13 protein-coding genes are annotated in these 12,331 nt (G+C 51.0%); 10 read left to right on the plus strand and 3 right to left on the minus strand.

Features of this window, described 5'->3' with window-relative positions; all coding sequences use genetic code 11:
• Positions 1-150 precede the first annotated feature (150 nt).
• From NR121_RS02160 to NR121_RS02190, 7 genes are all read left to right on the plus strand, one after another.
• Positions 151-1,464 carry an NtaA/DmoA family FMN-dependent monooxygenase gene (locus NR121_RS02160; protein WP_256830342.1) on the plus strand — a complete coding sequence of 438 codons (1,314 nt, stop codon included), beginning with the start codon at positions 151-153 and terminating at the stop codon, positions 1,462-1,464.
• Positions 1,465-1,466: 2 nt separating this feature from the next.
• Positions 1,467-2,828, plus strand: coding sequence for an LLM class flavin-dependent oxidoreductase (locus NR121_RS02165; protein ID WP_256830343.1), 1,362 nt, complete (start codon positions 1,467-1,469; stop codon positions 2,826-2,828).
• A 26-nt stretch (positions 2,829-2,854) separates the two neighbouring features.
• On the plus strand, positions 2,855-3,754 hold the full coding sequence (locus NR121_RS02170; protein ID WP_054818910.1) for a transporter substrate-binding domain-containing protein: 900 nt from the start codon (positions 2,855-2,857) through the stop codon (positions 3,752-3,754).
• 17 nt (positions 3,755-3,771) lie between these two features.
• On the plus strand, positions 3,772-4,458 hold the full coding sequence (locus tag NR121_RS02175) for an amino acid ABC transporter permease (protein WP_235594139.1): 687 nt from the start codon (positions 3,772-3,774) through the stop codon (positions 4,456-4,458).
• 23 nt (positions 4,459-4,481) lie between these two features.
• A complete protein-coding gene (locus NR121_RS02180; protein ID WP_062409362.1) occupies positions 4,482-5,195 on the plus strand; it encodes an amino acid ABC transporter permease in 714 nt (237 codons plus the stop codon).
• An 8-nt stretch (positions 5,196-5,203) separates the two neighbouring features.
• Positions 5,204-5,965 (plus strand): amino acid ABC transporter ATP-binding protein, encoded by a 762-nt coding sequence (locus NR121_RS02185; protein ID WP_062411002.1) that lies wholly within the window; start codon positions 5,204-5,206, stop codon positions 5,963-5,965.
• Positions 5,966-6,065: 100 nt separating this feature from the next.
• A complete protein-coding gene (locus NR121_RS02190) occupies positions 6,066-6,908 on the plus strand; it encodes a sulfurtransferase (RefSeq protein WP_256830346.1) in 843 nt (280 codons plus the stop codon).
• Positions 6,909-6,997: 89 nt separating this feature from the next.
• Here the strand turns inward: NR121_RS02190 and NR121_RS02195 are convergent, their stop codons facing one another.
• From NR121_RS02195 to NR121_RS02205, 3 genes are read right to left on the minus strand one after another with little or no spacing between them, the layout of a single operon-like run.
• The gene (locus NR121_RS02195) at positions 6,998-7,294 is read right to left on the minus strand and encodes a hypothetical protein (RefSeq protein ID WP_054818912.1); all 297 of its coding nucleotides are present in this window, start codon (positions 7,292-7,294) and stop codon (positions 6,998-7,000) included.
• Positions 7,272-7,520, minus strand: a complete 249-nt coding sequence (locus tag NR121_RS02200) for a hypothetical protein (protein WP_054818913.1) — start codon at positions 7,518-7,520, stop codon at positions 7,272-7,274. Before NR121_RS02200 ends, NR121_RS02195 begins: the two co-directional genes overlap by 23 nt.
• 1 nt (position 7,521) lies before the next feature.
• On the minus strand, positions 7,522-8,856 hold the full coding sequence (locus NR121_RS02205; protein ID WP_054818914.1) for an LLM class flavin-dependent oxidoreductase: 1,335 nt from the start codon (positions 8,854-8,856) through the stop codon (positions 7,522-7,524).
• Positions 8,857-9,743: 887 nt separating this feature from the next.
• Here NR121_RS02205 and NR121_RS02210 point away from each other — a divergent pair.
• From NR121_RS02210 to NR121_RS02220, 3 genes are all read left to right on the plus strand, one after another.
• Positions 9,744-9,926, plus strand: coding sequence for a YezD family protein (locus NR121_RS02210; RefSeq protein WP_054818916.1), 183 nt, complete (start codon positions 9,744-9,746; stop codon positions 9,924-9,926).
• A gap of 208 nt (positions 9,927-10,134) precedes the next feature.
• Positions 10,135-11,094, plus strand: a complete 960-nt coding sequence (locus NR121_RS02215) for an aldo/keto reductase (RefSeq protein WP_054818917.1) — start codon at positions 10,135-10,137, stop codon at positions 11,092-11,094.
• Positions 11,095-11,188: 94 nt separating this feature from the next.
• The gene (locus NR121_RS02220; protein ID WP_074727073.1) at positions 11,189-12,298 is read left to right on the plus strand and encodes an ABC transporter ATP-binding protein; all 1,110 of its coding nucleotides are present in this window, start codon (positions 11,189-11,191) and stop codon (positions 12,296-12,298) included.
• The last annotated feature ends 33 nt before the right edge of the window (positions 12,299-12,331 follow it).

Raw genomic sequence — 12,331 nt, forward strand, 5'->3', positions numbered from 1 at the left:
CCGATCGACCGTGTGAAAATAAAATCATCCAATAATAGCTGACTGGAAAACCGGAGGCTAAGATTATCGCTGCGTGCCATATCAGTGGAGGTCGTGGATGTCTTGGCCTTCTATTTTGCAACCCCATTTAGGAAAGGAATCGACAATGACATGAACAAGAGAAAAAGTCAGCTGCATCTCACGGTATCCGTGCAGGGTGCCGGCTATCATCCGGGGAGCTGGCGTCATCCTAAAGCGGAAGCCGAGAAATTGCATGAATCGGCTTATTTCTACAGATTGGCACAAACGGCCGAGCGCGGAAAATTCGATCTGCTCTTCCTGGACCACACATCCATCGGCGAGCATTTACGCGCTGCGGGCAGAGAGCCCGGGCTGCTCCTGGAGCCGTTCACTTTGCTGGGAGCGCTGGCTTCGATCACAAAGCACATCGGACTGGGTGCTGCGATATCGACATCCGTTATGGAACCCTTCGCTGCTGCAAGACAACTGGCTGTCTTGGATCATCTCAGCGGGGGAAGAACGGCCTGGCTGGCGAGTACGGTAGAACACCTCGGGCCGAAGCGGCGTCTCGGGGGACCTCCCGAATTATCCGGCAGGGAGCTGATCGAACGGCAGCAAGAGTTTGTCGAAGTGGCAGGACGCCTTTGGGATAGTTGGGAAGAAGGGGCTGTCGTTATAGACAGGGAGCAGGGGCGCTATATCGACTCCGACAAAGTGCACTTGATCCATCACGTTGGGAAGCATTTTAGCGTACGGGGCCCTTTAAGTATACCTCGTCCGCCTCAGGGCCATCCTGTTCGGATCGGCTTGTGCTCCACCTCGGATAATTGGCAGGAGCCGGATTTCGACAGCATCGATATCCTGTTCAGTTCACAGTCTTTCATCGGGGACGCAGCCCATGCTTATGCGAGGGTAAAGAAACGCAGCTCCTTGCTGGGGCGATCCCCGGATAAATTGAAGGTGTTGACAACGGTGTTGCCGATATTGGGGGAAACCGAAGAAAAAGCCGGAAAAATAGCCTCCGAGTTCCGGGAGCTTATCGAACCGGAGGCTGGGCTTGCCATCTTATCCGATCTGCTGAATTCCGATTTGACGGGTTATCCTGTTGACGGTCCGCTGCCGGATATTCCCGGTTTGAGCAAGGCGATCAAAGCTGCGGGACTTGAGGGATTGAGCCTCCGCGAGCTCAGCCGCCGGATCCTGGAACTAAAAGGGACAAAGGTGTTTGTCGGCACTCCGGAGCAGCTGGCAGATTGGATGGAGGCGTGGTATCACGATTACGGCAGCGACGGATTTCATATTCAGCCTTCCGTTCTGCCGAGTGGACTTGAGGAGTTTGTCGAGCAGGTGATTCCGATCCTGCAGCATAGAGGCCTTTTCCGCACCGAATATACCGGGAAAACGCTGCGGGACCATCTGGGGCTTCCGATTCCGAAGAATAGGAGATTAAGAAAGGAGGGGTAACGATGGGAACTGCCAAAAAACAACTGCACCTGGGAGTCTTTCTTTTAAATACCGGCCAGCATATGGGAGGCTGGCGGCATCCGGAAACGATGGCCGATCGGATGCTTGATCTATCCTTCTATCAAGAATTCGCGAAGCTGGCGGAGAAAGGGAGGTTCGATACCATCCTGGTGCTGGAGCAAATCGCTATCGGTGAACGGAACGGCAAAGTCGTCGAGGAAAGGCCAATCCCCACGCCGGATACGGTGACCTTATTGTCCGTTATGGCGTCCGCAACAGAAAAAATCGGCTTAACGGGGACGGTATCCACGACTTACAACGATCCTTTCCATGTCGCTGCCAGATTGGCAACTCTGGATCACTTAAGCGGCGGCAGGGCGGGTTGGAATATGGTGACATCGCAGGATCCTCTGATCGCTTTCCAATTCAGCAAGGATGCTCATATGGACCACACCTTGCGGTATCGGCGTGCGAATGAATTCGTGGAGGTCGCCATGAAGTTCTGGGACAGCTGGGAAGATAACGCGTTGCTCGCCGCGCGAAGCAGCGGTCTTTACATAGATCCCGATAAAGTGCACGATATCCATCATTCAGGGACCTATTTCTCTCTAAGCGGCACTTCTTACATTCCGCGTCCGGTTCAGGGGCATCCTGTTCTTTTTCAGGCAGGGTCCTCGCGAAGCGGCCTGCAGTTTGCCGCCCAAAAAGCCGAAGTTGTCTTCACGGCTCAAGATAACCTTCAAGACGCCAAAGCCTATTATGCCGATTTGAAAGGAAGGCTGAAACGTTTTGGACGCCGGCCGGAGCAGCTTCATATTTTGCCTGGCCTCGCTCCGATGTTGGGATCTACGGAAGATGAGGCAAAAAAACGGATGGAGCATTTTAATGAGCTGATTTTGCCGGAAATCGCCGCAAAAATATTATCCGCAACGGTTGACGTGGACCTGTCGTCGTATCCGCTGGACAGCCCCTTCCCCTACTGGGAAATTGATCCGGAGGCCAATAACAGCAAGAAAAGCCGATTGCAGCTTTTGAAGGATTTGGCCCAACGCGAAGGGTTGACCATAAGGCAGATGAGCAAACACGTGATAGCCGCAGGCGGGCATCATACATTCTGTGGAACGCCGGAACAGCTGGCTGATCTCATGGAGGAATGGCTGGACCAGGGAGCGTGTGACGGTTTTAACATTATGCCGTCCCACTATCTTCGCGGGCTGGAGGAGTTTGTCGACCATGTTGTTCCGATCTTGCAAAAAAGGGGTCGGTACCGCAAGGACTATACCGGCAACACGCTGCGCGATCATCTGGGCTTGACTCCACCGCCCCATGGCTTGCCGGCGCTTCGACAAAGCACATCCATTTGATATGTAAATTCGGGAGGAATAATAACATGAAAACCATTCGTATTCACCTTATTTTAGCCGTGGTGCTCCTTATATTCTTGGCAGGCTGCGGGACAGCTGCGACCGTTTCGGAAGGCGGCCCGGGAAATGCCTCGGACCCAAACGCGTCTTCAACCTCCCCTAAGTCGGGTCCACAAGTGGTCAAAGTGGCTTTAAATTCCGTTCCAGTGCCGTTATTCAGTTTTCTTGACGAGAACAATAAGCCGGCGGGTTTTATTATTGACTACTTGAGAGAGCTCGAGAAGAAGCTGCCGGAATATAAATTCGAGTACGAATCCGTAGATAATGAAGGCCAGTTGATTGGCACGGACTCCGGCAAATACGCTTTTGCGGCTAATTTCTGGTTCAAGAATCCGGAGCGGGAGAAAAAATATTTGTATCCGGAGCATGCTTTCGGATACGCGATTACAGCTTTGGTTGTGAGGCAGGACCGCAACGATATAAAAACTTTGGATGATTTGGTCGGCAAGAAATTAGTGCCGATGTCTCCGGTTTCCGGCTTCCGATACATTTTGAAGGACTATAATCTCAGGCATCCCGGCAAGGAGATCAAAATTGAGGATGTGGACAAAACGACGCACGCTGAAGATTTGAAGCTTGTTGACTCCGGCAGGTACGATGCCCACTTGATCAACGTTAATCAATTTGAAGACGTCATGAAGAAGCTCAATCTGAACGTGAAAATCGGCGGAGTGATTTCGAAAGAACCGGTATATTTTATATTCAACAAAAATCAGACGGAGCTTGCTCAAAAGGTGGATGCAAAAACCGTAGAGCTGATTGAGGACGGTACACTCTCAAAGTATTCGGAGCAATGGTTTAAAGTGGACGTCTTTAAAAGCCTGGAATATGTACAGCAAGGCTACAAGTTCCGGAAAGAAAATTAAGGATGTACGGTACCGGTATGGACGCCATATGGAAGCAGGTCATTCAAATCGCCGGGAGGCTGCCTGTTACGTTGACGATGTTGATTTTATCGGTTCTGTTCGGTTTGTTGCTTGGGTTGATTATCGCCCTTGTCCGAATTCAAAAAAGAAAAATTCCGTATGCCATAGCTACGTTTTACTTGTCATTCATACGGTGTACTCCGACAATCGTCCAACTTTTTCTGATCTATTACGGGCTTCCCCAGCTGCTCATCCTTTTTGGGCTTGATGTGAACAATTGGGACAAAATCATCTTCGCGGTCATTGCTTTCTCGCTGCATAGTGCGGCCTTCTTCTCCGAAGTCATCCGCTCGTCCTACCTGGCGGTAGGCATCGGTCAACTGGAGGCCGCATACAGTATTGGCATGAGCCACGCCCAATCGCTTAGACGCATCGTTTTACCGCAAGCCTTCGGCATCGCGATCCCGAATTTGGGCAACAATGTCATTATTTTATTAAAAGAAACGTCACTGGCTTTCTCGATTGGGATTACGGATATTATGGGACAAGTTCAGATCATGGTCGGAAACAGCTATGGCCAACATATTTTTCAAATGTATATTCTGGTCGCATTGGTTTATTGGGTGATAAGCATTATCCTGGAGAAAGGTTTCGGGAGATTGGAGAGGAAGTATAAAAAGGGCCATGTCAGCATTGCGAAATAGGGAGGAAAGGAAGGAGGGCAATATTGGCTAATTTCAGCTTGGAATACGCCATTGAATATTTTCCTGAAGTATTAAAGGGTGTCCCCGCAACGCTGATGGTGGCGGTGATTTCCATGCTTATGGGTACACTCCTCGGACTTGTCATCGCCCTATGCAGAATGTATAAAGTGCCGATCCTGGATAAGCTGGCTGCGCTGTATGTTTCTTTTATCCGGGGAACCCCGCTGCTCGTGCAGATTTATGTCGTTTTTTATGGTACACCGCTTTTGATCGAGACACTGAACCGGGAATGGGGATGGCATTTGCCGATTCATGACATGTCTCCCCTTGCGTTTGCCTTCATTGCATTTACGATCAACTCGTCGGCATATCAGTCTGAAGTGATTCGCGGTGCGCTGATTTCAACGGATTCGGGGCAGATGGAGGCCGCGCTTTCCGTAGGGATGACGACAACGCAGGGATTATTAAGGATTATAGCTCCGCAGGCGTTTGTCGTCGCTCTCCCCAATCTGGGAAACATCTTTATCAATCTGATTAAAGGAACCTCGCTCGCATTTGCCATAAAGGTTCTCGAAATTATGGCCTATGCCAAAATTGTGGCCGGCGACAGCTACCGGTATCTGGAAATGTATTTTGATGCATCGATCATTTATTGGGTCATCTGTTGGACGTGCGAGAGGCTTTTTGCATGGCTGGAAAATAAATATAGCCGCCACGAAAGAAGGTTAACCGTATGAAAAAGAACATGATCACCATATCCAACATAAAAAAATCGTTCGGCCATAACCAGGTGCTCAAAGGCATCGATTTAAACGTGAGCAAAGGTGAAGTTGTCGTGATTATTGGTCCCAGCGGTTCGGGCAAAACGACGCTGCTGCGCTGCTTGAACTATCTGGAAAAGCCGGATGAGGGCAGCATCACCATCGGTGATTTTTCCATCGACTGCAAGCACGCGGGCAAAAAAGATATCTATCAGCTTCGTCGAAAGTCGGCTATGGTGTTTCAGCAGTACAATTTATTCAAGCATAAGAGCGCGCTGGAGAATGTGATGGAAGGCCTTGTGGTAGTTAAAAAGCTTCCAAAGGCAGAAGCCAGGGAAAGAAGCGTCGAGCTGTTGAAAAAGGTAGGGCTTGCGAATAAGCTGGATGCGTTCCCTTCACAATTATCCGGCGGACAGCAGCAGCGCGTGGGCATCGCCCGGGCGCTGGCGCTTAATCCTGACGTGATTTTGTTTGACGAGCCGACTTCTGCGCTGGACCCGGAGCTGGTCGGTGAGGTGCTGTCGGTCATTCGTAAAATCGCTAAGGAAGGAGTTACGATGATCATTGTTACCCATGAGATGGGCTTTGCGTTAGAGGTTGCCCATCACGTCATTTTTATGGACCAGGGCGTAATTGTTGAGGAAGGAAAGCCGCGCGAGCTGTTCAGCGATCCGAAAGAGGAACGTACCAGGCAATTCCTCAAGCGGATGCATCCGGAACTGAATGCGCTGAGCTATTCCATCTGAGAGGACATTCCCGGATTCTGGGCAAAGTCAGGTTTGCAGTGAACCTGGCTTTTGATCACCGAAGGGATACATATGAACGATAGAAAAGGAGCGTACCGAGATGTCGTATATTGTAGATTCACATTGGGTAAAGGATCAGATCGAACGTCTGGGGGAGAATTTGGTGCTTGCCGATTGCCGCTTTGTTCTAGGCCAATCCGAATCGGGAAGAAACGCTTATGCTGAAAGTCATTTACCCGGTGCCATCTATGTGGATCTGGAAAAGGATTTGTCCGCTCCGGTCGGGGAACATGGAGGACGGCATCCGCTGCCTGATCCGCAACTGCTCGCTGACCGTCTGGGTCAACTTGGCATCCGTTCTTCCTCCACTGTCGTTGCTTACGATGACCAGGGCGGAGCCATGGCCTCCAGACTATGGTGGGTGCTGCATTATCTCGGGCATGATAAGGTGTCCGTGTTAAACGGCGGCTTTGCTCAATGGGTGAAGGACGGGTATGAAACCACAAAGGTGATACCGGACCCAACGCCCCGCACTTATGTACCCCAGATTCGGGAGGGACTATTATTGCATGCGGAGGATGTCAAAGCCAGACTTCATCGTCCAGGAACGATTTTGGTCGACTCGCGCGAGCCAAAACGTTATTTAGGATTGGAAGAACCGATCGATAAGGCGGCGGGACATATACCGGGAGCCGTTAACCTGTTTTGGAAGGAGGTGTTGACGACTCAGGGCCTATGGAAAAATGAGGAGGATCTGAAAGGTCATTTTGCTCAGCTTCCGTCTGACCGGGAAATCGTCGTATATTGCGGCTCAGGTGTAACCGCTTGCCCCAATGTACTCGCTTTGAAATCGGCAGGCTTTGCCAATGTAAAGCTGTATGCCGGCAGTTGGAGCGACTGGATTTCTTATGGCGAGAATCCGATTGCGACGGGAAGCGAGTAACGCTTGCGGTCTCCAATAGACTTCATTTAAACGACGCAGTAATCCGCAAAGCCGCTGTTGACAGTGATTTTGCGGATGGCGTCCTTGTCTTATTCCTGTTCGATATTGCGCAGCGTTTCGATTTCGCGTTTGATCGCTATTTCCGCGTTGCGCAGCCCCGTATTTACGTCAATGCCGTCCAGAGCGACCTGCTTGGCCGCTTCCGACACAAATGTAAGCACCTGATCCTCATAACGGTGAATTTTATGATTCTTCTGCTGCTCGCCGACAAAGACATTTTCGATATGTTTCCCCGCGAGCACAGAGATATCCGCTCCGAATTCCTTTTCCAGGTCAGGGTTGATAATGGCAGGAACGCGCGCATTACGGGCCAGAATCCGCTGCATGAAGAGCGGGCTTCCTATCCTTGATGAATGCATCGCGTCCTCCCGTCTCGGAATCGAGAACCGGCAGCGCCAAATCTCTCATCAGCGCAGTAGGCCCGCCTGTATCATAGCCGATATAATGAATTCCGCCGCCGGTTCTCGTGAGCTTCTTGCCCAACTCCAGCACCATGACGGTAAGCAGCGAGGACAACAGCTTCAATGCCCGACTCTTGCATCTTAACCTCATGTTAATTTCCCGCCTCTATGCTTTGCCGGTAACGGGTGTTGGCGGGGCGAGCCAGTCCGTAATGGTCGCGAAGCGTCTTTCCTTCGTAAGCCGTGCGGAATAATCCGCGGTTCTGTAGTTCCGGCACCACCTTGTCGACGAATGCTTCAAGTCCGCTCGGATAAAGCTGCGGCATAATGTTGAAGCCGTCGGCTCCTCCGTTCTTGAACCAGCGCTCGATGAGGTCGGCCAATTGAATCGGCGTCCCCGTGAAGGTGATATGTCCGCGGGCTCCGGCCAGCCGGTGCGTCAATTCGAGGATGGTCAGATTCTCGCGAACGGCAAGATCGACTACAAGCTGGTAACGGCCTTTCCGTCCATTTATCGCATCTACTCCCGGCAGCTCGTCGATCGGCAGCGGATCGTCAAGCGGATAAGAGGACAGGTCGATGCCGACCCGCTCGGACAATCTTTTTACCGCAGAGTCCAGATTAATAAATCCGTTCAGCTCTTCCTCGATTTCCCTGGCCTCTGCCTCCGTATCGGCAATAATCGGGCTGAGACCGGGAAGGATATGAAGCTGATCCGGCGTTCGTCCGTACTTCGCCAATCTGGATTTGACATCGCTGTAAAAAGCCTGAGCCTCTTCCAACGTCTGCTGCGCGGTGAATACAACCTCGGCTGTCCGGGCTGCAAGTTCCTTGCCCTTCTCCGAGGAGCCGGCCTGGACAAGCACGGGATAGCCCTGAGGAGGGCGCGGAATATTAAGCGGCCCTTTGACGGAGTAATATTTTCCTTTGAAGTTGATTTCATGAACCTTGCTGTCGTCCACCTGAACGCCGCTTGCCTTGTCGTACTTGACCGCATCATCCTCCCAGCTGTCCCACAACTGCTTGGTCAGCTCTACGAATTCTTCGGCGTAGTCATAACGAAGCGAATGCTCCGGATGCGCATCGAGGCCGAAGTTGTAGGCTGTGGACTCCGTTCCGGTCGTCACGATGTTCCAGCCCGCCCGGCCGTTGCTGATATGGTCCAGTGACGCGAATTTCCGCGCTACGTGGAACGGCTCGTAATAGGTGGTGCCGACTGTCGCGATCAAGCCGATATGCTCTGTTACGGCAGCCAGCGCCGCGAGCTGGGTAAACGGCTCCAGCTTGCCGGACGAGCGGCCCGAATAGCCGTCCGCTACGAATAGGGAGTCCAGCAATCCCCGTTCCGCGATTTGGGCGATTTTCTGATAATGGCGAATGTCAAGTCCAAGCTCCGGCGTGCTGGCGGGATAGCGCCAGGCGGCTTCATGATGCCCCGTTCCCGTAATAAAAGCATTAAGATGCAGCTTGCGTTCCTGTGTACTCATGGCATTTCCTCCAGACGTTTTTTTGATAAAAGACAAGTCTGATGACCTGTCTCCGGTTAACCGGTCGATATGACGAAGAAACGTTCTGCCTACGGGCACCCGCCATGGTTATGCTGAAAAACAGGATGAAATGATGTCGCAATGATGGGAGGCGGACAGGTTCCCGGTCAGGTCGGCTGCCTTGACGATCGGCATAACAAAGATCTGCGGAGTAATAACAAAAGCCGGAGACGAGCTTGCTGCTCAAATCTCCGGCTATCCGGTCGAAAGCTTATTATTCCTAGTTAATAAATAAGGATTCTGTTCATCTATCATAACAACCTTGTTCTGAGCTTGTCAAACCCGTTTTTTTTACTAAAAAATGGATTTTCGCATAAATGGAAATTAGTTTGGTAAGTATGTTGACATACAAAATGGAGGATGCTAAGATTGGTATCAACAAAAATCGAACCAAGTCGATTGGAATTGTGTGTGATAATTTGAAACAGTTAAATCACCATTGACCATTCAAATGGAGATGTATATTTCAGTTTCGTTACGGTCACTTGCGACAGTGCGTTTACCGGCGAAATCGAAGGATACATCTTTTTTTACTGGATAACAATAGCGGTTTGCTTTATGCTAACCAGTGAAAAACGTTGTATGATAGGTTCAACATTTTGAAAGGATGGAAGGGAGGTGCAGTCCATTCAGACAGGATACTGCCGGTCGTACAAGTCAAGGGGGAAAGCTTGAAAGGCGTATGGAAGCTCCAATATGTTAGGAATAAGGAAAATACGGCGCTCGCTAGAAAACTGGAGGCGCATGATGTCCGAATCAGGATTCGGTTATCATGCGCCTCTTTGAATGGGGACAAAATTCAAAACTTTTGGAGAGGATGTTGAACTATGCTGCAAGTTGCTAAGGTAACTGATGAATGGTTGGAACGTATTAAAGAACAGGTAACGGGCATCCAATACGGAACCGTTCAGATTACCATACATAACGGTCAGATCGTTCAAATCGATCGCACGGAACGCAGCCGCTACGATGTGGCGAAAGCGCCGGCCGCCGTTAGAAGACAAAGATAGCCGAAAAAGGAGGAGATCGACTGCGCTCAAAAATCGTTATTTTGTCTTCCGCTTGCCGGAGGAGACCGCCGACCGTCCGAACAGCGCATCGTCTCGGTTGGGCGAAGAAGCGGCGTTCATTGTTTTTTGATAGGCGGAGGATGATTCCGGCCTTTCCGGATCGCAGATGCAGTTGTAATCAATTCAATCTAATCAGGAGGAGCAAAGAATGGAATATCGCAAATTGGGAAGAACGGGGTTAAAGATATCGGCAGTGAGTCTGGGGACGATGTCGTTCGGGCGCTGGATCGACGAGCAGGCTTCGGCAACGATACTGAATCTCGCGCTGGATCACGGCATCAATCTGGTGGATACGGCGAATGTGTACGGGGGCGCCGAACGGATTCTGGGCAACTTGCTGAAGGAAAGAAGACATGATATCGTACTGGCCACCAAGGTGCATGGCCGGGTTGGCGAAGGGGTGAATGACGGGGGGCAAAGCCGCTATCATATTTTCAAGGCGGTGGAAGACAGTTTGAGAAGGCTGAAAACGGACTATCTGGATCTGTATCAGGTTCATCGCTTCGATCCGAATACTCCGCTGGAGGAAACGCTGCGCGCGCTGGACGATCTGGTGCGCCAAGGCAAGGTCAGATACATTGGGGCTTCCAATTTTGCGGCATGGCAGCTCGCGAAGGCTCATGGAGTAAGCGCGCTGCACGGCCTGCACCGCTTCGAAAGCCTGCAGCCGGAGTACAGCCTGATCTCGCGGGAAATCGAGAAGGAGATTATCCCGTTCGTGCAATCGGAAAATGTGGGCGTGATTGTTTACAGCCCGCTCGGAAGAGGGATCTTGTCAGGCAAGTACCGCGCCGGAGAAGCGCCTCCGGAGGGGTCGCGTCTGGCGGCCGGCGAACAAAGGCTGGAGCAGCTGCTGCAGAAAAATGCGCTCCAAATTGCGGAGGCGATCAAGCCGCTGGCTGAAGAACGGGGCCTGACCCGCGCGCAATATGCGCTTGTTTGGGTACTGAGCCGTCCCGGCATTACCTCGGCTATTCTGGGAGCTTCGAAGCCGGAGCATATTACAGAAGCCGCGAAAACGTGGAACGAAAGATTAAGCAGTGAGGAGCTTGCCAAGGCGGACGAAGCCACGGCGAATATTCAGGCCAAGGAAGCGGTGCCCGGCTGACCGGATATTTTGCCGCAGCCGAATCAAATAGAGGTTATCAGCGCAAGCCGTGATTTCCTCGTTTTATTATGCAAAGATCTGATGGGAGGGCACCATGGCAAGCGTTCGTATTCATCATTTGTACAAGAGGTATGGCAAAGACAAACATGCAGTTGTAAAAGATTTCCAGTTAGAGATCAAGGACAAGGAATTTATCGTGTTCGTCGGGCCGTCCGGCTGCGGCAAATCGACGACGTTAAGAATGATAGCCGGACTTGAGGATATTTCCGAAGGCGAAATTTATATTGGCGATCAATTGGTCAACAAGCTTCCGCCCAAGGATCGGGATATTTCTATGGTGTTTCAAAACTACGCCCTGTATCCGAACCTTACCGTATACGAGAATATTGCGTTTGGCCTCAGAATGCGCAAGCTGCCCAAGCATGAAATTGATTTGGCGGTAAAAAACGCCAGCCGGGTATTGGAAATCGAGCCTTACCTGTACCGCAAGCCCAAGGAACTGTCGGGAGGACAACGGCAGCGGGTGGCGCTTGGGAGGGCGATTGTCCGCAAACCCAAGCTGTTTCTGATGGATGAGCCGCTGTCCAACCTGGATGCGAAGCTGCGCGCAACGATGAGGATGGAAATCACGAAGCTTCATAAAAAATTGGGAACAACGTTTATATTCGTGACGCACGATCAGGTGGAAGCGATGACGATGGCGGATCGGATCGTTGTCATGAAGGGCGGCGTTATTCAGCAGTGCGATACGCCGGAGCTGATTTATTCCAAACCGGCTAATACGTTTGTGGCGGGCTTTATCGGATCCCCACAGATTAATTTCATCCACGGCAAAATTGTAGAAAATCCGCAAGGGAAGCTGGAGTTTCAGACGAATCGCTTTCAACTGAAGATTCAGGACATGGAAGAGGAAATTTTGCGCAAACATAACCAAGTAAACAAATCAGTTATATTGGGGATCAGACCGGAGCATGTCAGGCTGGAAGGCTTGTACTCGGAGACGGTGATAACCGGAATTTACAAGGAGAACGAATTGATGGGCGCAGACCGGTTTCTGTATCTGGATATCGGGCAGGAAAAACCGCTGATCGCTCGCGTCGATCCGGACATTCAGTTTGCGGAGAATGAGAAAGTGAAGGTTGAACTTCATCTTTCCAAGGCACATTTTTTCCATAATGACACAGGGGAAAGATTTGCGGAATGAGCGGATTTCTGTATAGGGGGCGAGGTGAATTCT

Source organism: Paenibacillus sp. Pae15, from assembly GCF_024519685.1.
Taxonomy (GTDB): Bacteria; Bacillota; Bacilli; order Paenibacillales; family NBRC-103111; genus Paenibacillus_G; species Paenibacillus_G naphthalenovorans.

Bases quoted from the DNA above. Each gene is read 5' to 3' on its own strand.
- NR121_RS02215 (WP_054818917.1), top strand. From the start codon at position 10,135: ATGGAATATCGCAAATTGGGAAGAACGGGGTTAAAGATATCGGCAGTG.
- NR121_RS02205 (WP_054818914.1), bottom strand. From the start codon at position 8,856: ATGAGTACACAGGAACGCAAGCTGCATCTTAATGCTTTTATTACGGGA.
- NR121_RS02175 (WP_235594139.1), top strand. From the start codon at position 3,772: ATGGACGCCATATGGAAGCAGGTCATTCAAATCGCCGGGAGGCTGCCT.
- NR121_RS02160 (WP_256830342.1), top strand. From the start codon at position 151: ATGAACAAGAGAAAAAGTCAGCTGCATCTCACGGTATCCGTGCAGGGT.
- NR121_RS02190 (WP_256830346.1), top strand. From the start codon at position 6,066: ATGTCGTATATTGTAGATTCACATTGGGTAAAGGATCAGATCGAACGT.
- NR121_RS02220 (WP_074727073.1), top strand. From the start codon at position 11,189: ATGGCAAGCGTTCGTATTCATCATTTGTACAAGAGGTATGGCAAAGAC.
- NR121_RS02195 (WP_054818912.1), bottom strand. From the start codon at position 7,294: ATGCAGCGGATTCTGGCCCGTAATGCGCGCGTTCCTGCCATTATCAAC.
- NR121_RS02185 (WP_062411002.1), top strand. From the start codon at position 5,204: ATGATCACCATATCCAACATAAAAAAATCGTTCGGCCATAACCAGGTG.
- NR121_RS02200 (WP_054818913.1), bottom strand. From the start codon at position 7,520: ATGAGGTTAAGATGCAAGAGTCGGGCATTGAAGCTGTTGTCCTCGCTG.
- NR121_RS02165 (WP_256830343.1), top strand. From the start codon at position 1,467: ATGGGAACTGCCAAAAAACAACTGCACCTGGGAGTCTTTCTTTTAAAT.
- NR121_RS02170 (WP_054818910.1), top strand. From the start codon at position 2,855: ATGAAAACCATTCGTATTCACCTTATTTTAGCCGTGGTGCTCCTTATA.
- NR121_RS02210 (WP_054818916.1), top strand. From the start codon at position 9,744: ATGCTGCAAGTTGCTAAGGTAACTGATGAATGGTTGGAACGTATTAAA.